General features: G+C 55.1%; 13 protein-coding genes. 2 read left to right on the top strand and 11 right to left on the bottom strand.

Annotated elements, in window-relative coordinates:
• Positions 1 to 99: 99 nt before the first annotated feature.
• From ACYVEA_RS05500 to ACYVEA_RS05485, 4 genes are all read right to left on the bottom strand, one after another.
• A complete protein-coding gene (locus tag ACYVEA_RS05500) occupies positions 100 to 798 on the bottom strand; it encodes a pseudouridine synthase (protein WP_461112339.1) in 699 nt (232 codons plus the stop codon).
• Positions 799 to 1,374 (bottom strand): DinB family protein, encoded by a 576-nt coding sequence (locus tag ACYVEA_RS05495; protein ID WP_461112338.1) that lies wholly within the window; start codon positions 1,372 to 1,374, stop codon positions 799 to 801.
• Positions 1,375 to 1,418: 44 nt separating this feature from the next.
• Positions 1,419 to 2,399 carry a YihY/virulence factor BrkB family protein gene (locus ACYVEA_RS05490; RefSeq protein ID WP_461112956.1) on the bottom strand — a complete coding sequence of 327 codons (981 nt, stop codon included), beginning with the start codon at positions 2,397 to 2,399 and terminating at the stop codon, positions 1,419 to 1,421.
• 205 nt (positions 2,400 to 2,604) lie between these two features.
• Positions 2,605 to 3,546: a hypothetical protein gene (locus tag ACYVEA_RS05485; protein ID WP_461112337.1), complete on the bottom strand. Its 942-nt coding sequence runs from the start codon at positions 3,544 to 3,546 to the stop codon at positions 2,605 to 2,607.
• A gap of 267 nt (positions 3,547 to 3,813) precedes the next feature.
• Between ACYVEA_RS05485 and ACYVEA_RS05480 the strand changes: the two genes are divergently transcribed.
• Positions 3,814 to 4,854 carry a sialidase family protein gene (locus ACYVEA_RS05480; RefSeq protein ID WP_461112336.1) on the top strand — a complete coding sequence of 347 codons (1,041 nt, stop codon included), beginning with the start codon at positions 3,814 to 3,816 and terminating at the stop codon, positions 4,852 to 4,854.
• Between the two features lie 474 nt (positions 4,855 to 5,328).
• Here ACYVEA_RS05480 and ACYVEA_RS05475 read toward each other — a convergent pair whose 3' ends face one another.
• The 7 genes from ACYVEA_RS05475 to ACYVEA_RS05445 all read right to left on the bottom strand — a co-directional run bounded on the left by ACYVEA_RS05475 (position 5,329) and on the right by ACYVEA_RS05445 (position 21,090).
• Positions 5,329 to 5,676, bottom strand: coding sequence for a nuclear transport factor 2 family protein (locus ACYVEA_RS05475; protein WP_461112334.1), 348 nt, complete (start codon positions 5,674 to 5,676; stop codon positions 5,329 to 5,331).
• A 502-nt stretch (positions 5,677 to 6,178) separates the two neighbouring features.
• On the bottom strand, positions 6,179 to 6,493 hold the full coding sequence (locus ACYVEA_RS05470; RefSeq protein WP_461112333.1) for an antibiotic biosynthesis monooxygenase: 315 nt from the start codon (positions 6,491 to 6,493) through the stop codon (positions 6,179 to 6,181).
• Between the two features lie 68 nt (positions 6,494 to 6,561).
• Entirely contained in the window at positions 6,562 to 9,309 is a 2,748-nt protein-coding gene (locus tag ACYVEA_RS05465; RefSeq protein ID WP_461112332.1) for a right-handed parallel beta-helix repeat-containing protein, read from the bottom strand.
• 179 nt (positions 9,310 to 9,488) lie between these two features.
• Entirely contained in the window at positions 9,489 to 16,505 is a 7,017-nt protein-coding gene (locus ACYVEA_RS05460; protein ID WP_461112331.1) for a putative Ig domain-containing protein, read from the bottom strand.
• Positions 16,506 to 17,516: 1,011 nt separating this feature from the next.
• Positions 17,517 to 19,406, bottom strand: coding sequence for a sensor histidine kinase (locus tag ACYVEA_RS05455; RefSeq protein ID WP_461112330.1), 1,890 nt, complete (start codon positions 19,404 to 19,406; stop codon positions 17,517 to 17,519).
• Between the two features lie 4 nt (positions 19,407 to 19,410).
• Positions 19,411 to 20,205 carry a LytR/AlgR family response regulator transcription factor gene (locus ACYVEA_RS05450; RefSeq protein WP_461112329.1) on the bottom strand — a complete coding sequence of 265 codons (795 nt, stop codon included), beginning with the start codon at positions 20,203 to 20,205 and terminating at the stop codon, positions 19,411 to 19,413.
• Positions 20,206 to 20,208: 3 nt separating this feature from the next.
• Entirely contained in the window at positions 20,209 to 21,090 is an 882-nt protein-coding gene (locus ACYVEA_RS05445; protein ID WP_461112328.1) for a hypothetical protein, read from the bottom strand.
• An 843-nt stretch (positions 21,091 to 21,933) separates the two neighbouring features.
• Between ACYVEA_RS05445 and ACYVEA_RS05440 the strand changes: the two genes are divergently transcribed.
• Complete coding sequence (locus ACYVEA_RS05440) at positions 21,934 to 22,530, top strand: Crp/Fnr family transcriptional regulator (RefSeq protein ID WP_461112327.1); 597 nt, start codon at positions 21,934 to 21,936, stop codon at positions 22,528 to 22,530.
• The last annotated feature ends 32 nt before the right edge of the window (positions 22,531 to 22,562 follow it).

Here is a 22,562-nt window from a genome sequence, read left to right as displayed (position 1 = left end):
TCAGTAGTGTTTATAGAAGTTGTAATTGAACACAGAGCCACGGAGAACACAGAGTTTTTTTTAATTCTTTGTGTTCTCCGTGGCTCTGTGTTCAATCAATCAGTTGCCAAACAACCCAGTCAACATGCGGTTGAAGTCGGTTTGGAGGGGAGCTATGATCGTGATTTTCTCCGACGAGATGGGGTGTACAAAATCAATACGTTGGGCATGTAACAGCATCGTGTTCATGTCGAAATGATCCTTGAATAGCTTGTTTTGTTTGTTGCAGCCATGCGGTCGGTCTCCGATAATCGGGTGCAGAATGTGGGCCATGTGTTTCCGCAACTGATGCATTCGGCCCGTAGTGGGTGTGAGTTCTACCAGTGAATAGCGTGACGTAGCATGTTTGCCAAAAGGTAACGGAACCTCTGTGCGACGTAGCGTTTTTACATGCGTATGAGCTTCCTGAAGCAGACCCGCTCCCCGTTCATCGTCGCGCCGAAGGGGGTAGTCGATGACCTGCTCGTCTTCGGTATAACCCCGCACAATCGCCAGATAGGTTTTTGCTACGTTTCCATCCGCAAACTGCTGCTGCATAACGGAATTCATGGCTTCATTAAGCGCAAAAAGCAGCACGCCCCCCGTTTTTCGGTCCAGGCGATGAACAGGATACACCCGCTGCCCCAATTGATCGCGCAGGAGCTGAACCGCAAATTCGCTGGCATCGCTGGCAATCGGCGAGCGGTGAACGAGCAAGCCGTGGGGTTTGTTAATCGCCACTAAATCGGGCGACTGATAAACGATGGGTAAATCAGCCATTCAGGACGGATAGCCAGGACTGGCCTTTATTTCGTCAATCTGTTTTCGGTGCCGCTCTACATGAGAGGCCATCACCAAAACCGCCTGATACGTATCCAGCGTGCCGAGTGCCGGATGGATGAAATAGTGCATACGCAAATCGTCTTTTGTACTCTGAACAAAGTCAGTAATGTCTCGTCGGCGCTCTTCAAAGGCTTGCAGTGCTGCGCTGGCGTCACCAAATCGACCCGTTGGAACGAAAGGTGCAGGGGCGGCCAATGTAAATGATCGGCTACGAACGGCTTTGATCACATCGACATCCGATACCCGGATGGTAGCCCGTCTGGCTGGATCGGCAGGAACGCTCATTCCAGCCAGTATCGCCTTATAAATACCTTTCTCAACCAGGGCGATGTGCTCGACGCATTCGGCAATGGACCAGCGATCAACAGTTGGTTTGTAGGTCAACTGGTCTATGGATAGCCCCTCAAGCGTCTGTTTAAGATTGGCTAACGTAGCGTTAAGTGAGTCAATGGCGTAACTACGTTCCAAATCAGTAACGGGACCGGTAACAGGAACAGATGGCAGGTTTTCCACGTCTTGATCATAGGGGTTAGGACGGGCGCAAAGGTACGATCAATTTATTTTTTAGCGGCTTCCACTTTCTGTTCCGTTGGTATCGTGGCTACGTCCCGTTCGCGCTCGGTTTGCTCGACGTAAACGGCATAATCGGCGGGCTCGATCTTAATGCCAAAGTGGTTGGCGTAAGCCTGCGTAAACTCTGCGCCGAAATACAGGATAGCCGCGGTATAATAGATCCAGGTTAAAATGACAATGAGTGAGCCAGCGGCCCCATAGGTCGAACTGGTGCCGGTAGTGTCGATGTATAAACCGATCAGATAACGACCAAGCATGAAAAGTAGCGCGGTAAAAAAAGCGCCCCATCGCACATCTTTCCAGGCAATTTTTGCATCGGGTAGGACTTTGAAAATGACTCCGAAAAGAATCGTCACAACGATCGTACTGATGGCAAAATTAATAGCACTGATTACGTATACGCCAAGTCCAGGCAGGAAACGGGTTAGCTGACCACTCAAAGCCAGAACAATTCCGTTCACGACTAACGATACCAGCAGCAGAAAGCCTAAACTGACAATCAGCGAAGACGACAATAGCCGGTCCTTAAGTAGTTTCAACCATCCTCGTTTTGGTTTGGCTTTGACCCGCCAGATCAGATTGACTGAATCCTGAATTTCGACGAAAATGCTGGTCGCACCAATTACTAACGTAACGATACCTACGATCAGAGCTGTACTGGTTTTGCCAGACAGACCTACGCTCTTGATCATATCCTGAATTTGCTTGGCGGCCTCGTTCCCGACCAATCCATTTATCTGCCCGAATATTTCACCCTGGATCGCTTCTTCGCCCAGAAAAATACTGGCCAGCGACATGATAAGTACCAGAAGTGGCGCCAGCGAAAAAATGGTGTAATAGGCCAGGGCGGCACTTAATTTCAGGCACCGGTCATCCATGAAACCGTTGAAGGAGTCGCTCAATACGGTCCAGGCATTGGAAAAGAAGCCCTTCTGGACTTTAGCAGGTTGAGTCGTCGTCGGCATAGGTATCGAATCGGCGAATAAACTGTTGTAGAATCGCCCTAGTAAGTTTGCCATGAGTTGAGTATCTTATATAATGGCTGAAGCTGCCCGCCAAACCATGCTATAGGTCAACAAGCAGCTTCAGCTGTAGAGATAACTAAAACCCAGACGAGTTGTTGCCAAATGAAACCTGGCGGCCATTTATAAAGGCTTCTTTTTGATGCGATTAGTGTAATTCTGCCAGCCACTGTTTAGCAAAAACACGCGCTTCTGCAACGGGTTCTTTGCCTAAGCGATATAGAAATTTCCACTCGGCAGGCTTGCGTTGATAAACTGGATTGGCAAACTCCTGCTTGCGTCCCATCGGCACTAACCGGGCTTCGAAATCGACACTTTCGCTAAGCGTAATGAATGCCTGTAAGCGTTGTTTGAGCAAGGGCCGATAGTCAGCGTGAGCATCGAATTCTGCTTTCTGCTTACGTTCCTGCACCAGGCGATCTTTATCCAGCTCAGGCTCATTGTCTGACTTATTCATATTGGCCTGCATGTGTTGTTTAAGAGAGGTCAGGTATTGCTTTTTGAACTCAGCCGGGGGCAGGGCCATCATCTTTTTTAAACTTGCTACGTGCTGAGCGCGCGTTGTTCGCTCGCTGCCAGATAATGCAGCAAGTTGCTGTTCTTCCTGGCTTAGTTGTGCCTGGGCTGCCATTTTTACCATAGCGGGGTCCATCTGGCTAAACGCCTGATCCATACCAGCCATTTGTGCCGAGAATTGAGTTTGTGCTACCGATTTTTCTGCCTGATCGGTTTGCTTTTTCTTCGCTATGTATTCATCGGTGTACGTCTCATCATATGGATAATACGTTCGCAAATCCTGAAGCCATGCCTGCTTGAACGACGACGATTCGACATAAGCCCGAACGGCCTTACCCAGCGTTCGTACGGTGGCCGCACGGGCCGATTCGGGAAGTTGACGAACGGCCTGGCGCATGGAATTGGTAGGATTGAAGAAGAACCAGCGCGGTTCTTTTAGGTTCAGCAGGACGTCCTGACGGAGTTTTGGTTCTTCAATCCCCAGTTCGGTCATTACGTCGCCGGAGTTGGCCGCCATCAGGAGCGGGCCGACAACAAGCACACTTAAGAAGGAAAATTGTTTTATAGATTTCATGGTTAAAAAAGAGGACGGTTCAGCCTTGTAAGGCGAAGTTGGCGAGTCAAGACACGTAGTGAAAGCGTGTTGGTAATCAACTGCTGAAAACGATTCATGAACCGCGCAATTCAGGCAATGAAATCAATGGCTACGAATACCAAATATGGCCGATGACAATTGGTCTACAGGATAATTGTCGGTAACTGACTGGTAGGAAATGAGGCTGCTAGCCTTATTTTTAAGCGAAATCAAACCTGTTACCTTTCCTGACTGTACGAGCCATTTATGAGACCTCTTTTACTGCCAACTCTCACTGCTTTACTATTCTCCATACAATTCGTTTTGGCGCAGCCGGGCACCCCGCCAACTGTGCTTAGCGAATGGATCTATGAAAAAGCACCTTTTCCGGAATGCCACGCGTCTACGCTGGCCGAAACGCCCCAAGGCCTGGTGGCCGCCTGGTTTGGAGGCACCCGTGAGCGCCATCCCGATGTGGGCATCTGGGTCAGTAGCCGGTCAGCCACGAACTGGACAACGCCCGTAGAAGTAGCAACGGGTATACAGCCCAATGGGAAGCGGCTTCCCTGCTGGAATCCAGTGCTGTTTCAGGTGCCTGGTGGCGATTTGCTTTTATTTTACAAAGTTGGTCCCAGCCCATCAACCTGGTGGGGGCTGTTGAAGCGGTCGAGTGATGCGGGAAAAACCTGGTCGGAAGCGGAGCGGTTGCCGGAAGGAATCGTGGGGCCAATTAAAAACAAACCGGTCTTGTTGGCTTCGGGTGTTTTGCTCTGCCCAACCAGTTCAGAAGACCACAACTGGCGCGTTCATTTTGAGCAGACCAGCGATTTAGGCAAAACCTGGCAAAAAACAGGGCCAATCAACGATGGCGTGGAGGATGGAGCTATTCAGCCAAGCATTTTATTCCATGCTGATGGGCAACTACAGGCGCTTTGCCGGAGCCAGAAAAGCGGATTTATCCTGGAAACCTGGTCGAAAGATAACGGTAAAACCTGGTCGCCTTTGCAGAAAACGTCGCTTCCTAACCCCAACTCAGGAACCGATGCTGTGACGCTGAAAGATGGTCGGCAGGTATTGGTATATAATCCTACATCGCCTGTAGCCGGCAAAAGCGGTCCAAGAACTCCACTGGACGTAGCCATTTCCAACGACGGCAAATCCTGGAAATCATTGGCCCGGCTGGAAAATGAACCCGGCGAATATTCCTACCCGGCCGTCATTCAAACCGCCGACGGACTGGTTCACATCACCTACACCTGGAAGCGAAACCGGATCAGGCACGTCGTGCTCGACCCAGCTAAAGGGTAATGACCAGGCTTATCCTGTTTGCTATTCCGGCGCTTTGCGAGTATCGAGCGATGGCAGCCACGAGATGATACCGGCTAAAAACGGCAGTACACCGAAAACAAGCAAGATCCATTTGAAGACCGTTGAGAATGACCATTTGGCAAGGAAACCGATGATGACAATGAAGCCCACCCCAACTAATGTCATATAACCCGGCGAATCGCCTATAAGCCGTGCCCATCTGTCGTTTTTGGTAAAGCGCGCTGTAACAGGATTGATCAGTTGAAAAGAACCGGGCTGTTCAATGGTGAAGTCAGCTACAGGTACAATTCGGCTGACCGATAAACCGATACGTCTATCGCTTCATGGAGATCACGTAACGACCCGGCTGAGTCAACCTGAAGTCGACCGCGGGCGATTGGGCAGTTCACTCAATTTGGGGACCCATCGTGTAGATATTAACCAATCGGGCAACGCTTTTTATCTTTCAAGAGACTATGCTTTAATGACAAACGCTTTCAATTCGGCCATTTTGCCGTCTCGAAAGCGCCAAACATCGCAGTAGGAATAGGTCGCTGTCTCCCCGGTTTCGTCTTTGAGGCTGATCTGACCAATGGCTGTCACAAAATCGCCCTCCGCGATAAAATGGTCGACCATAAATTGGGGAGGCTCTGCATAGGCAATGGCCATCCATTGCCGAACGGTATCCTTGCCTGATAGCGTTCTTTCCCCTACAAATTCCCAATGCGTGTCTTCGGTGCAATGGGCTAGAAAGCCTTCATGGTCACCTTGGGTGATAGCTGCGTTCGCTTTTTCTAAAATGGCTTTGTTGGTCTCAATCATTTAAATCAGGCTTTTCCTGGGCGTATATATCAATAAGTGAACTAGACAGAAATTTGTTTTTCTGAAATGGCTCAGTACGCTATGAAAGCCCGGAATGTCGTTGAAATAGTTGGTCTGCCAATATGGCTATCCCCTAGCTGTTAACGGAAAGAGCTACCACACCTTGCCAATAGGAGCCTTTTTACGAGACACTAACTTTTTGCTATCTGTCAGACACAATCAGTCACATATGAAACGTGTGCTACGTATAGTCGTTGACAGATAGTAAAATAAGCTGTTCAATTAAACGTCCGAATTTTTTCGGGACAACACACCAAGCGATCCCACAAAAAGCTGCCGATGAAGTGCAGCCGGTGCCTTCCGTAGGGGAAATCGTGTTTCATATAAAAGCAAACTAGTACGTTCAAATTCACTTCTATTGGCTCAGGACTCCACCCAAGCACGTCTGCGTCAAAACGTATCCTACTCCCTACCGAACAGGTTGTAACCCCTGCCATCAACGTCAACCGATCTGGCCCATCACCTCACAGCAGGCCACCGTGGGTTGACCCGCAAAATACTCCGCCAGCTGCTGAAACGCCGTCTGGCAGGCGTGGCTGCTCTTCGCCCGCTGACAGCAACCCGCACTGGCCCACAGTGTCACCACCAGGCACCGCTCCTTTCCCGGCTCGGTTAGAAAATGCGCTTCCAGAAAGCCCGGCTGACGGGCCAGCACCGGCCGGATCGAGCGCTCAAAAAAGCGGCTGACCGCCGACAGGGTGCCTGGCAGCAGCGGCAACCACAGCAGCCAGCCATGGCTCAGGCAGAAGCGGGCCATAGTAGGATAGAAAGGGAGAGGGTAAATTAGAGGCTAGCCGAACCCACGAGTCCGGCTGTACTCTGGCCTCATTTATTGAAATACTCGATCGTTTCGGCGTCAATGTTGTTGTTCAGCCGGGTTTCGGTCCCACTCGGGTCGACCACCGTCGCACTCACACTCAGCCGGCCTTTGGTGGCTCCCGGCGTCAGGGGGCCACTCAGCCCGACACTGAGTCGGCCCCCCGCTGGCAGGGGCTGGGTGGCCGTCAGCGTGTACATCCCATCCATGGGGCCACTAAACTGCCACGACGGGTTTTGCACGGGTTTGCCCCCCACACTGGTGGCGGCCGGATCAAAGCCCAGACTCAGCATAGTATCCTCGCTTAGCTTGACGCTGACCGGACCCGAAGTCGCCACCCCGTTCAGCTCATAGACACTCACCACCACGCTCACGCTGGTGGGGCCATACATCAGGGTAGGCTGGGCAAACAGCACCAGGGTCAGGTCCGACGGGGTGAGGCCTATCTTGACGACAAAGGGATGCCCCAGGCCGCTGCATCCACTGGCATCGGTAGCCTGCACGGTCAAGGTAAAGCTGCCCGCCTGGGTGGGGCTGCCCGATAGCGCCCCGGTGGTGGCCAGACTCAGCCCCGGCGGCAGGCTGCCGCTGGCCAGACTGTAGCGGTAGGGACTGATGCCGCCCGAAGCCACAAAGCTCTGACTGAAGGCCGCCCCTACCGTGGCCGTGTTCACGCTGGGGGCCGTGAGGGTGAGGCTAGTGAGAGCCGCCTGGTACTCGTAGGCCCCCCTATCGATAACACCGTTGTTGAAAAAGCGGGGGTTTCCGTCCAGGTCAGTGGCGGAGCCGCCATTGGCAGTGTAGGCTGCGTTATTGCCGGTGTTGATGGCCGGACTACAGCCGTTGAGCCGGGCATCGGTGGGACTCACGAAAGGCGAAACGGTAGTGGTCAGATTGTTGCCGCCATTATAACCCGTCACACCGGCCTCCAGTAGACTGTAAGTGGCCGTTATTGCTTCACCATAATACGTATTGGCTCCTCCATTACCAAACACTACGCAGTTGGTTAGATTAACAGCCGAGATATTGTATATACCCCCGCCGCCGCCAGTAACCGAATTGCTCAGGAAGCTACAGTTGAATAGACTGGGACGGCTGTCGATATTAGACAGCCCCCCACCATAATTAGCCGAGTTGCTCAGGAAGACACAATTGATCAGACCGAGAAAGTTGCTCCCCTGAGTGAACAGCCCCCCGCCATAGGTAGGTACCGAATTGCTCAGGAAACTACAGCGGGTCAGACTGAGATCGCTGGTCTCATTCGACATCCCCCCGCCCATAGAAGCCATATTACGCTCAAATCTACAATTGGTTACCCTGAGATTGCTAGCCAGATTGGACATGCCTCCGCCATTACCGCCCGCAGTAGCCGTGTTACTCTGGAAACCACTGTTGGTTATCGTGGGCGAGCTGCGGTTCACATTCGACATGCCCCCACCTGACCCCGTCGTTCTATTGTTCGAAAAGGTACAGCCATCCACGCTGGGACTGCTATTATCATTGAACATGCCTCCGCCCGTGGTAGCCACATTACTCTGGAAACCACAGTTGGTTACCGTGGGCGAGCTGCTGCTCTCATTAGACATGCCTCCGCCATTACCGCCCGCAGTAGCCGTGTTACTTTGAAAGGTACAGTTAGTTACCGTGGGACTGCCACCATCATTGAACATGCCTCCGCCTGACCCCGTCGTCCTATTGTTCAAAAAGGTACAGCCATCCACGTTGGGACTGCCACCATCATTGAACATGCCTCCGCCCGTGACAGCCGAATTACGCTGGAAACTGCAGCCGCTTAGACGGGGATCACTGTTGATATAGTTATATATCCCCCCGCCAGTGTCGGCCGAGTTGCTCTGGAAACTACAGTTAGTCAGACGGGGATCGCTGTTGCTAAGGTTAGTCATTCCCCCGCCGTACCTGGCCGTGTTACTCACGAAGCTACAATTGGTCATAATGGCATTGCTGCTCTCGAGATTGAATAGCCCCCCGCCGTAGAAAGCCGAATTATCCTGGAAACTACAATTGCTCAAACTGGGAACACTCCCCTGATTGAACATCCCTCCGCCATTGTAGGCCGTATTACCCTGAAAGCTACAGCTGGTCACACTGGGATTGCTGTTCTTATTGTACATCCCTCCACCTCCGCCTGACTCGCCCGAATAAGCTATGTTACGTTGAAAGACACAACTGGTTACTGTTGGACTAGTGTTCACATTGATCATGCCCCCCCCCTTGGTTTGGTCATCCGCACTCCCATCCGCATTCCCCCCTGTAATGACAAAGCCATCCAGCACCGCTGTATTGGTTAGTCCAGCGGGGTTTCTGATCACGTGGTAGGCGTTGTCGGCATCGGTGCCGACCGCACCAAGGTTGCCACTCAGCACGGTGGTCAGGCTGCTGGGGTTGCGCTGGGCCAGGGTAGGCGTACCACTACCCGCAAAGCCCCCCAGAATGGTTACCCCATTCTTCATGGCAAAGCTGATCGTGCGGCTGCCAGGCCCCGTGATCGTGGTGGTTTTGTACGTGCCCATGGCTACCCAGACCTGATCGCCCGGGTTACTGGCATTGATAGCGCCCTGCAAGTTGGTAGTGCTGGTGGACCAGGTGGTGGCCATGGCCGGGTTGTTGTTGGTGCCGTTGACCCGCACGTAGCGAATGGTTTGACCCTGAGCCAGTAAACCAATGCCTAGCATAAGCACCAGCAAACTGACCGTCTGTTGCCTGAAACGAAGAGAGAAGGATAAAGAAATAGTCATAGACTTGATTCGTTGAATACGTTGTTTAGGCAAAAAGAAAATGCCACAATCCCCTTGGGATCATTCAGCCGGACACGGGTAGCCGGGCCGTTGTCCTGGCTAATGCCCCTAAGCCCGGTAAGAGAATGAGTATAAGCCAGCGATCAGCCGAACCTACGAGCCCGGCTGGTCACCCGGCCTCATTTATTGAAATACTCGATCGTTTCGGCGTCCATGTTGTTGTTCAGCCGGGTTTCGGTCCCACTCGGGTCGACCACCGTCGCACTCACACTCAGCCGGCCTTTGGTGGCCCCCGGCGTCAGCGGGCCACTCAGCCCGACACTGAGTCGGCCACCTGCCGGCAGGGGCTGGGTGGCCTTCAGCGTGTACATCCCATCCATGGGGCCACTAAACTGCCAGAGTGAGTTCTGCACGGGTTTGCCCCCCACGCTGGTGGCGGCCGGATCAAAGCCCAGACTCAGCATAGTATCCTCGCTCAGCTTGACGCTCACCGGACCCGAAGTCGCCACCCCGTTCAGCTCATAGACACTCACCACCACGCTCACGCTGGTGGGGCCATACATCAGGGTAGGCTGGGCAAACAGCACCAGGGTCAGGTCGGAGGTGGGAGCGGTGGAGGTAGTTTCATAAGCCCCCATATCGATGGTCGTCTGCTGAATCCGGACGTTTCCTCCCAGATCGGTGGCGGGTCCCGCAGCCGTCTGGTAGGCTCCGTTGTCGCCCGCATTGAGAGCGGGTGAGACCGGTCCTAAAAGCAGGCTGGTAGGGCTGGCAAAGGGGGAGGTGGTGATTATTAGGTTACCCTGCCCGCTGGTGTAACCCGTAACCGAAGGCTCTAGCAGGCTGTAGCGGGCCGATAGGGTCACCTCCCCCGTGTTACTGATGGTGCTGGCCCCGCCGTTGTCAAACAGTACGCTGTTGGTCAGCGTCAGCCCGATGGGGCCGCCAGACGCCCCCCCCGGTACGGAGGTCGCATTGTAGAGGGCACCACCTTCCCCCGCTTGGTTACCCCCAAACGAGCAGTTAGTGAGCAGGGCATTGAGGACACTCGCCTGTGCCGTGGCCTGCCAGATGGCGCCACCCTGGGTCGCGCTATTGCCCTGAAAGGCGCAGTTGGTGAGCACTGGGCTGAGAGTGCCCCCAAACGAGACGTTAGCGATGGCTCCGCCCCATTGGGTAGCGCTATTGCCCTTAAAGAAACAGTTGGTAACCACCGGACGGCTGTTGCTACTGGCCGTATAATTGACGATAGCTCCCCCGACACCCGCCATGTTCTGCTCAAAGCGACAGTTACGGATGGTCGGACTGGCCTCACCGCCAGCCCCATAATTTAAGATGGCTCCGCCCAGGCTAGCCGCATAGTTATTAATAAAGAGCAGGTTAGTCAGCGTGGGGCTACTGCTGCCCCGAATGGCACCGTTTAACAGGCTGCCTCCGGTAACCCCATTGGTATTGGACTCAGAGCGGCCACCGGTGATGACAAAGCCATCCAGCACGGTGGTGGGAGCCAGATCGATTCCGCCAATGACCACCTGACTGTTATCCAGTCCGTTACCCGGCTGGCCAATATCCCCACTCAGGGTGCTACTGCTGGGCTGCGATGCCCCGCCGAGGTTGGGATTGACCGAAGGGCGCTCGGAGAGGGTGGTTTCATTGCCCACAAACCCCCCATAGATGGCCACCCCGGAGAGCAGTGGAAAGAAAACATTGCGATTACCCGTGGGGGTGGGTTTATAAACACCCCCGGCCACCCAAATTTCCCTGAGATTATTCACACAGGCGTTGCCCACACTCAGGGCTGATTGCAGATCGGTGAAGGCATTGGCCCAGTCCAGGCCCGTGTTGGCCCCCGTGGCGCTGGCGTTGACGTAAAAACGGGCGGGTACACTGGGCCCAACCGTCAGACTAAAGGCGGTACTGGTCAAACTCAGCCCTCCTCCTGTGATCACCACCACGTAGCTACCCGCATCGGACGGGCTCACCGACGCCAGCGAGAGGGTAGCCGAGGTCTGGCCCGTAATTAGGGTGTTATTCTTGTACCACTGGTAAGCGGTAGGTGTGCCCGAAACGCCAACGCTGGCGGTCACGGGGTTGTCCGCACAGACCAACAGGCTGGCTGGGGGTTGGCTGGTGATGCTAAACGGAGTTACATTGATTACATAGGGAGTCCCAAACCCTGTGCAGCCATTGGCATCGGTGGCTTGAACCACGGCCATAAAACTGCCGGTTTGGGTTGGGCTTCCCGACAACTGGCCACTAGCCGACAGACTCAGGCCCGGCGGCAGACTCCCGCTGGCCACGCTAAAGCTACGAGGAGAAACGCCCCCCGAGGCCGTGAAGGCTTGGCTCACCGCCTGACCCACCACAAAAGATGTCGTGGCCGGATTGGCAACGACGATCCCTGAACTGCTCACCGTTGTGGTGGCCGAGCTTGTGCAACCGTTCAGGGAGCCCACCACTGCATAGGTGCCCGGACTGTTCACGACCAGAGTGTTACTGGCCGGATCACCAGCTATCGTTAGGTTCCCCGTAGTAAAGGTATAGGAGGTCGCTCCCGATGCCGTCAGGGTGACACTGGGCTGGGCGCAGGTAAGCGGACCGTTATTGATTAAACTCACCGTAGGCACCGGGTTGATTGTAACACTAGCCTGACCACTCAGGTTACTGATCGGGGCAAAGCCCTGGTCATCAAGCAGTGATTCAATGGTCAAATACAAGTAAGAGCGGGGAATATCTATCGTGCTGACAGGGATCGAGAAGGTTGACCCGCTGCCTGTGCCCACTGTACCATTGCTGAGCACGATCGTCCAGTTGCCTTTGGCGTTAATGGTGCCCTCTATGTTCGCGGATGAGCCCTCGCAGATCGCCAGGCTGGTGGTTGTGATGGCTGCGGTAGCGGTATTTTGGCTAAAGTCGATGGTGGCTATGCCATCCCGATTCCGACTGATTCCGCTGATACCCGGCGTTACGTTGGTGTTACTACCAGCGGGACTCACATACGAATAGCCTCCCGTGGCTCCTCCATTAGACGGAAACACACTATCTCCGCCATGCCCCCCACCATAACCTCCGCCCCCACCACCAACCGGTCTCGACGGGGATGTGTCACGTCCGCCCAAGGCCCCACCACCCCCGAACCCACTACCTCCAAACCCATCAGTAGTACTGTTGTTATATGTCCCGCCAGCACTTAGAGCCGTTAAGCTGGCGGCTCCACCGCCCGTGCCTCCCGGAAAGTAGCCGCTGGTCCCATCACCCCCTGGCGAATCCAGGCCACCACCGCCACCGCCACCACTGTAATTACCGTCAGCGGAAATGCCGTTTTGCCCCCCCGCTCCACCGGTACTGGGACCAAGGCCCTGGCCACCACCACCCGGCGTTATGTATCTTCGCCCGCCACCACCACCACCGCCAGCAGCCACCAGCAGCGTTTGGACACCGCTATGGGTCAACACGATCGCTGAGCCACCACCGCCACCGCCACCGGTACCGTTACCATCGTTGCCGCTGCCGAACTTACCCCCCTGGCCAACCATCACCGTTAAGAGATCGCCACTCTGAACAGTATAAGACCCCTCAACACGGGCCCCAGTGCCGCCAATCGAATACTGCCCCCCATCTCCGCCCCGGGCCGTCAACCAGACTCGGTAAGGGCCGCCCGCTGGGACAGTGTAGGTGTAGAGACCAGGAGTAGTGTATGTGGCGGTCAAACTCATGTCGATCGGCTGCGTTACATTCACTTCGTACGGAGCACCAAGGCCCGGGCAGCCATTGGCATCTTTGGCCTGAATAACGGCCGTAAAACTGCCGGTCTGGGTTGGGCTTCCCGACAACTGGCCCGTACTCGACAGACTCAGGCCCGGCGGCAGACTCCCGCTGGCCACGCTAAAGCTACGAGGAGAAACGCCCCCCGAGGCCGTGAAGGCTTGACTCACGGCCTGACCCACCACAAAAGATGTCGTGGCCGGATTAACAACGGTAACCGTGGCAACACTGGTCACCGTTGTGGTGGCCGAGTTCGTGCAACCGTTCTGGGAGACGCCCACCACTGAATAAGTGCCCGGACTGGTTACCACCCGAGTGTTACTGGCCGGATCACCAGCCAGCGTTAGGCTCCCGGTCGTAAAGGTATAGGCGGTTGCTCCCGATGCCGTCAGGGTGACACTAGGCTGAGTGCAGGTAAGCGGACCGTTATTGGTTAAACTCACCGTGGGCACCGGTTTGATTGCAGTAACACTAGCCTGACCACTCAGGTTACTGACCGGGGCAAAGCCCTGGTCATCAAGCAGCGATTCAATGGTGTACGTGGTGGGACTGGACGGGCTGACAGGGATCGAGAAACGGGCCCCGCTGCCCGTGGTCGTCAGGCCGTTAGTCAGCACCAGGGTCCAATTGCCTGTGGCGCTAACGGTGCCCTCTATGAGCGAGGGCGTGCCCTGGCAGACCGCCAGGTTGGTGGTTGTAATGGCTGCGGTAGCTGTGTTTTGGCCAAAACCAATGGTGGCTACACCCTCCCGGTTCCGACTGGCTCCGCCGATACCCGGCGTTACGCTAGTGTTACTGCCAGCGGGACTCACATACGAATAGCCTCCCGTGGCTCCATCAACCGGAGCTCCATTGTCTCCGCCATCACCCCCACCATAACCTCCACCCCCACCACCGACCGGTCTCCCTGGCACTGAGTCACCTCCGCCCACGCCCCCACCACCGCCAAAACCACTACCTCCAGACCCATCTTCAGAACCTCTATACGGCCCGCCGACACTTGGAGCCGTTAAGCTGGCGGCTCCACCGCCCGTGCCTCCCGGATCAAAACCGCTGCCCCCATTGCCCCCTGGCGCATTCAGGCCGCCACCCCCACCCCCACCACTGTAATTGGCAGTCGATCGGCCACCCACGCCACCGGTACTGGGGCCAAGGCCCTGGCCACCACCACCCGGCGTTATGTTTTTTTGCCCGCCACCACCACCACCGCCAGCAGCCACCAGCAGCGTTTGGACACCGCTACGGGTCAACACCACCGCCGACCCACCACCGCCACCGCCACCGCCCCTACTGAAGAGCCTGCCACTCTGGCCAACCATCACCGTTAAGAGATCACCACTCTGAACAGTATAAGACCCTTCAACACGGGCCCCAGTGCCGCCGAGCGACTCCGCGCCCCCGTCTCCGCCCCGGGCCGTCAACCAGACTCGATATGGACCACCCGCTGGGACCGTGTAGGTGTAGAGACCAGGGGTAGTGTACGTGGCGGCCGGACCCGTGACGGCAGAGAGCGACACAATCGATTCGTAGGGAACGCCAACTCCCGTACAACCATTGGCATCTTTGGCCTGAATGACGGCCGTAAAACTGCCGGTCTGGGTGGGGCTTCCCGACAACTGACCACTAGCCGACAGACTCAGGCCCGGGGGCAGACTCCCGCTGGCCACGCTAAAGCTGTAGGGACGGTCCGGCGATCCGGAAACACCCCCCGAGGCCGTGAAGGCTTGACTCACTGCCTGACCCACCACAAAAAACGTCGTGGTCGGATTGACAACGGCAGTGGCGAAACTGGTCACCGTCGTGGTGGCCGAGTTCGTGCAACTGTTCAGGGCGCCTATCACTGAATAGGTGCCCGGACTGGTTACGATGCGGGTGTTGCTGGTGGGGTCGCCGGGCAGGACCGTGGTGCCATTGGTAAAGGTATAGGAACTGCCCCCCGATGCCGCCAGGGTGACACTAGGCTGAGCGCAGGTAAGCGGACCGTTATTGGTTAAACTCACCGATAGCGGGGTCGACGATTGGCTAACAGTGGTAAAGGCTGCGTTGGTGCAACTGTTCAGGGCGCCTATCACTGAATAGGCTCCCGGACTGGTCACGATGCGGGTGTTGCTGGTGGGGTCGCCGGGCAGGACCGTGGTGCCATTGGTAAAAGTATAGGAGCTGCCCCCCGATGCCGTCAGGGTGACACTGGGCTGAGCACAGCTAATAAGGCCATTATTGGTTAAACTCACCGTAGGCAGCGGGTTGACTGTGACAGCAACACTACTCGTCAGGTTGTTAGCATTAGCAAAGCCTCGTTGGTCCTGTAGTCCCTGAATGGTGTAGGTTGTCGATGTAAGCGGGCTGACAGGAATCGAGAAGGTTGACCCGCTGCCCGTGCCCACCGTGCCATCGCTGAGTACTAGCGTCCAACTGCCCGTGGCACTGACCGTGCCTTGTAGGATGGTCGAAAAGCCCGGACAAATAATCTGATTGGTAGAGGTAAGGGCTGCGGTAGCTGTGCTGTTGGGAAACGAAAGGATCGCTAAACCATCCTTGTTTTTACTGGCACCATCGACACCCGGCGTTACGGTGGTGGCACTACCCGCAGGACTCACAAACGAGTAGCCACCCTGGGCATTCAAAACGGCTTGTGGGTTCGAAAAGGCTCCCGCCCCATTTCCCCCACCATACCCACCACCGCCACCACCGGCAGCTTGAGGAGGGTATGAGTCATATCCACCAGCGCTCCCCCCCCCTCCAAAGCCACTCCCACCAGCTCCATTTGCACCGGAATTGCCACCGGAACTAACGGCTGTTAAACTGGCACGCCCCCCGCCACCACCACCCGGTCCAAATCCCGAAGCACCATTGCCACCTGGCCCCGCCAGGCCGCCACCACCACCACTACCACTATAACTACCCCCCCCTGGCCCACCTGCACCGGCAGAACTCGTCCCGACACCCCGCCCGCCCAAGCCTTGTATCGTTTCCAAAGGATTAACTCCCCCTTGATTAGTTCCTCCCCCGCCACCACCCCCAGCGGCTAGTAACAGCGTGGGGGTTCCATTATGAGTCAATACCACCGCCGACCCACCGCCACCCCCGCCATTTGCTGGATTACCAGGATTACCAGTAACGGGCACACCGCTTTGGCCAATGATGAGGGTTACTACATCACCACTCTGAGCGGTGAAGGTTCCTCCAACACGGGCCCCACTGCCTCCATTTCCATCTCCGCCCCCGTCTCCGCCCTGAGCCGTTACGCGAATCTGGTAAGGGCCACCCGCCGGAACGGTGTAGGTGTAGAGCCCAGGGGTGGCATAGATGCCGCCGGACTGGGCCAGCATGGGATGACTGGACAGCATAAAAGCCAGACCCATGAGCAGGGAGGTGGCCGAATAAACAAGTCGCTGGAGTGCGTGGAGCGTGAACCGGAAAGGTAGTTTCATAAGCGTATACAGGGAAAGACATGTACTCAAAAAAAACGGATGCCGCGCCCGGGGCTTTTAGGCTGCGGGTGAAGACGTCGGCCAGGTTGGGTTCCTCCAGTAAGCAAGGCGTATAGTCCACACCTAAGAACAGTCCAAAAGTAGGGGGTAAGCACCCCTTCGGATGATAACAAATGATTCATGTTAGGCCAAAACACTAGAAAAAATGCAGGGGAAAACTGTCTAATTAGCTTGGCGTGGCAACCACGCTGGGGCTCATCCCTAGTTCACTCACCAGCTCCTCGAGACCAAAGTGGGCCTCGAACAGCGCATACAGGCGGATCAGCAACGGGTAGACGGGCGGGGGAACTGGCTGGTACGACGACCTGACATTCCTCAAATCAGCTGGCCCCCACGACCAGTGCCGCGGTTGGCTCACCCCTTGCTGGCGCGGGGACCTATAAACAAACGAGTTGATTGGCATGATTTAATGGTTTACCGATGAATACTGTATGGGGGGTGTTTAGGCCTGCAACCGGTTCAGCCCTCGTCTACTCAACGCCATCTGACCCCGGGCAGGCTACTGAGCCCGAACGCACAGGCTGGTAAACGAAAGAGCCCGTTTGCCCTAGCTTAACGTTGACTCAACGGAACATGCACCACCAGCAAAACGCCTTCTTGCCTTCGCCACCGCCGTAGGCAAGAGGAAACCCGGATCGGTTTATGCGTTTACCAGCGTGGCCAATTCATCTTGATAATCGTATGCTCCAGGTTGCGGGCTCCTGACAGGGTGTGATTGTCCAGGCTATTAACCCGAGACGTACCTGCAAACGAAATTTTCGGTACTGTCTTCCTTAGGGTAGTTATCCGAACTAGCTTCGCTCAAGCGTCTGGGTAAAATTGGTTAGCAATCGTTTGCCCCGCCCGGAAAGGGGAATAAACGACCAAATCAGGTACACGAACGACCGAATTTGGGTAGTAAATCAAAAAGGAACACCTTTGGTCAGGCCAATCCTGGCCTGACCAAAGGTGTTAGGCCGGGTTGGGAATCCACAGCCGGAAGTAGGTGCCGTGTCGGCTCGTCAGGCTCATCTGGCCTCCTAATTGGCCGGTCAGTTCCCGAATCAGTCGTTGGCCAAAGGAGCCTTTTCGCCCGTTACCAGCCGGGGTTGAACTCTGCGATCCCGTACCCTCCAGCCGAGCGTCGGTCCGACCGGGCCCCTCCAGTCCGGGACCATTATCCTGGACCTCGACGAGTAACCCGGTGGCCGGGCCATCCGTTACCGGCTGGAGCCGAACGCGTAGCCGGGGTTTGGCCACGTGGGTATAGGCGTATTTGAAGGCATTGGTCAGCACTTCGTTCAGAATCAAGCCCAGCGGCACGGCCACATCCACATCCAGATGAATATCGGCTACCTCGACCTGACACTCGAAGGTGCCGGGGTCGAAACCATAACCCAGCAACAGGTTCTGGGTCAGGTCGGTCACGTAGGCTTTGATGGGCACATCGGCCAGGTTTTCAGTCTGGTAAAACTGCTGGTGAATCAGCGAGATCGCTTCCACCCGTCGTTGTCCGTCCTGGACGGCCTGCACCGCCCGCGGATCGTCGAGTCGTTTAGATTGCATCCGCAGCAGGCTCGAGACGATGGCCAGATTATTCTTGACCCGGTGGTGCAACTCCTGCATCAGCACGCCTAACCGGTCGGACTGCTGGCTAATCTGCCGGTTGTTTTCCAACACCAGCTGGCTGGAGTTTCTCAGCCGGGCATTCGCCAGCCCAAGGGCGCGATACTGCCACCCGGCCAGGCCCAGCAGAGCGATCAGGGCCAACAGGCCGGCCGCCTGCCAACTGATTTGGGTTAACTGCCGCTGGTTATCCAGGCTGAGCTGGTTGATGCGGGCCTGTTTCTGCGCGCTCTGGTAGCGGGCTTCGACGTCGGCAATCTGCCGGTTTTTCTCCCCGCTCAGCACGGCATTCCGGTACTGATGGCTCAGTCGTTGGTAGGCCAGGGCCTGTTTGAACTGACCCCCGGCTTCGGCAATGTGGGTTAAGGACTCGTAGACCTGCGTTCGGTGTTCATCCTGGCGTTCAGGGTCGCGTTCGATCCGGCTTAGGGCCAGGTTGGCGTAGTGTTCGGCTTCGTCCAGTCGGCCCAGATGGAGCAGTGGTTCGGGCAGGTGGATGTAGGCGTAGAGTTCCCGTCGCGGATCACCCTGCTGAAGGCTGTAAGCCAGGCACTGGCGAAAGGTTTTTTCAGCTTCACGGTACCGCCCCCCATCCGTCAATAAAACGCCGTAATTATCCAGGTAACTATAAAATTGTGGCCATTTCCGGGTCACCCATAAAATGGTCATGGCTTTTCGACCATAGACCAGCGCCGAATCCAGCTTTCCGGCATTGACGAAATCATCCGCTTTATCTGCATACATAAACGGCAGCATGGACAATTGACGATACGCGCCTTGTAACGTAGCGGCCTGCTGACGGTATGCCTGTCTTTTAGCTACATTCTGCAGGCTACTATAGAGGGCGATAAGATGAACACACAGTTTTTGTTGCTGTTCAAAAGCATAGGTAGCCTGGTAGATCGCCAGGGCCTGGAGGAAAAAATCAACGGACCGGACCAGATTACCGTTGGTTTGTTCAACATGCCCGGACAACTCGTAGAAGCGGGCTGTCCAAGCGGTTAAATGAGCTTGCTGGGCTACGTTTAACGAAGCCTGTGACAAAGTCCTGGCTTCCGTGAAGCGGGAATGTTCGCTTAGAAATATAGTATACTTTTCAGCCCACACCAATCGCTGCACGGGCGACAGAACCGCCATCCGCCGTTGATAGAGACTATCGTAATCCATCGGCGGCAGGGGTTGAGCCCCACTGCGGATACTCAGCGACAGCAAAAAAAGGAACAGACCGCTACGCATAGGATTACCGAAAGTCGAAGTGGCGTAAAAAGTCAGGCTTGTAGCGTCGGCCCAGCGGCAGGCGCCCCGTGGGCAGGCACACTTCCCGCTCGTTGAAGGTACTCACCCGGTTCAGATTGACCGCATAGGAGCGGTGAATGCGAATCAGGCGGGGGAAGCTAAGTCGATCCAACACGTGGCTAATGGTCAGCCGCAGGGCGTAGCGGTGCTGGGGGGTCACTAAGGTCGTATAGGACCCATCGGCTTCGATATAGTCAATGTCATCGAGGCTGATTTTGACGAACTGGTATTTATGTTTGATAAACACCGCGTCGTCAATCCGCAGAATGGGCTCGGTCCGGGTCTCGCCAGACCGGGCGTCCTCCTGGCGCGCCGGCGGACTGATAGGGGCAGGCCCCGGTTCGGGCGACGTCGTCACGGCCTGAGTAAAGTTGCGCAGGGCTACTTCAATGGCGGCCCTGAGGCCGGGTACGGTTACGGGTTTGATCAGGTAAGCCGACGGATAGAGCCGCATGGCCCGCTCGAGCGTGGTCTTATCGGTTAGGGCGGTCAGGAAGATGATGGGAATGGGCCGTTCGGCCAACAGGCGTTCGGCCGTTTGGATGCCGTCCCAGTCGCCTTTGATATGAATATCGCACAGGGCCAGGTCAAGCCGGTTTTGCTGGTGCAGGCTCAGGGCTTTGGGGCCGTTGTTGGCCGTCCCCACCACGAAATAGCCTTCTTCTTCCAGCAAATCGCTCAGGTCCATGGCCAGGACCGCTTCATCTTCAATAATCAGGATGTTGATCAGCTCAGCCATGGGTCAGGGAACGGTCAGGTAGTCGATTAAAACGGTATCCCGAATGCCCGTCAGCGCATCGGTGCTAAACTGCCCCGTTACGTAGCCCAAGGTGTCGGTTCGCCAGGTAACCGACACGTCCGCCCGTTTGATTAATTGAGTGGGCGTTTCGGGGGGGGCGTATCGGTAAATTTCCACGTGCCGGGCGAGTTCGGGGCTGATGGGAAACCCCTCTCCCCAGGTAATCCAGGGGTAGCGGTTCAACTCAAAGGGTACGCCCTGTATCAACTGATAAGGGCTGAATACCGACGAATTGAAGTCGCCCTGGATGACCCGGTAGTAGAGGATGTTGCGGTCGTTTCGCACCTCGAGTTGCACATACCGCCCCTGTTCATCCAGCCGGTAGTGGGTTGAGTAAGCCATCAGGCCACTGTCGTTGAGGGGCCTTCCCAGTAATCTGGTGATCTGGCCTTTGGCATTGGTGCTGACCTGATAGCGATAGATGGGTTGCCCATCCTGATAAAAGTCGATGCCCACCAGGTGTCCGTTTTTATAACGGTATTGACTGAAGCCCCGCTCCTGGCGTACCTGGTCCAGTAGGCCCGCCTTTGAGTAAATCAGGTGCTGAATCAGGGGATAATCCTTCCGGTTAAAGGTGTGTTCAACGGCGGAAGACTTGCTTAGCCGCTGCTCGGAGTCAAACGTATAGGTATAGTAATCGGTGTTATAGGCCTGCCACACCACCTGTCGGCACCGGCGTTTGGGGCGGGCAGGAGCCGCCCGCCCGGACAAGGTATCGGCGCTGGTCGCCGGGTTTCGATGATCGGAGGGTGTACAGGCAACCATGGCTATCAACAGCAGGTAAATGAACAGGGAGATGTTTAGTGGGGCTAACGTACGCAGCATGAGTAGAGGAAAAAGACTACTCAAGGTACATCAATTTGTCAAACCACCCGCTATACTTGTGGATCAACGGCCTGGCGCTTATCCCCTTAAAAGTAACTAGTTGGATTTATCGGTACGCATAAATAGGTATGAACGACAGGTTTGCGTACATGAACGACCAGAATAAAGCAATGAATCGTCTCCGGTTAGCCCTGTCTGTACCTAAAGCATGCCGGTTGCCAAGCCCTGTAAGTTAGTAGGTTCTCTCCTGGTTAAAATACCCCACCGCCGAACCAGCTTGACAGAACTGAATCCGTTGGTTCACCTGTAAGCTAAATTCGCCTAAAGTCCATCCGTATGCGACGAATTAGGGTTGACAATTATTAAAATCAAAAACAAGTGACTACTGCCGTTCAACACTAATTAATGTAGCTGTCGACTAACTTGAAAAGCACTTACACCGCTTCTGATATGGGCCAGCTAGTTTTCTACTTACAGCCTATCCATGTTTATGTCCATATAAGCCCCTCCTGTTTTAACTGACCATTCCGTCTAAGGAAAGGGTCTTTTAACTAAACGATTGGCATTGTATTTGAATGACAATGAGTCATTTATAATTATTGGAGATTGCCAAAATCGTTCAGAAAAACGTCCGATTTAGATCAAGTCCCTGTGCGAAAATTTTACTATCTATCAAACTCAATCAGGTGCATACGTAGCGGTATTAAGCGCCTTTCGAGTTCAAAAAGCAATCGAACCAATTTTCGGGAAACTTAGCAATGCATTGGCCATAGAATTCTGATTTCAGAAATTGATTGCTAAATTGGGCTATAAAATCAACGGCAGGTAGGGCCTTAAGGGAGTATGCAACAGGATTGGGCTGCTATGCGGATGGCATTTAACCAGTTAGCTCCCCTTTCTGATGAGGTATGGGAGGCTGTACTCGCCATGGCTCACCCAAACACCTACGAAAAGAAACACATTCTGCTGGAACCGGGCCAGGTCTGCGACCGGATGCTGTTTATTCACCACGGGGCGATACGGTCGTATCGTATTCAGGAAGGGGTAGACATTACGTATTTCTTTTTCTGCCCCGATTCTTTTGCCTTTGCTACTGACTTTGCCAGTTTCAAAACCGATTTACCCTCTCACTATTATCTCGAATGTATTGACGACTGCCAGGTAACAACTTTCTACCGCTCTGACATTTACGATCTATACGAACGGTATCCGCAAATGCAGAAATTCGGTCGGTTAATGGCCGAATATGCGTACCTGATGATGGATCGGCGGATGAGTCACTTTCAGTTTCACAACCTGGAAACCCGTTATCTAGCTTTGTTGCAGGAGGAGCCAGCCTTGCTCCAGCGAGTTTCCCAGCACCTGATTGCCACCTACTTAGGCGTAACACCAGAGAGTTTAAGCCGGGTTAAACAACAGGTTGCCCGCCTGAAAAAATAGGCAATTTCGTTTCTTAACATACATCAATGCAC

Source organism: Spirosoma jeollabukense, from assembly GCF_054777855.1.
The sequence above is the reverse complement of the archived record's forward strand: the minus strand, read 5'-3'. Positions and strand labels throughout refer to the sequence as shown.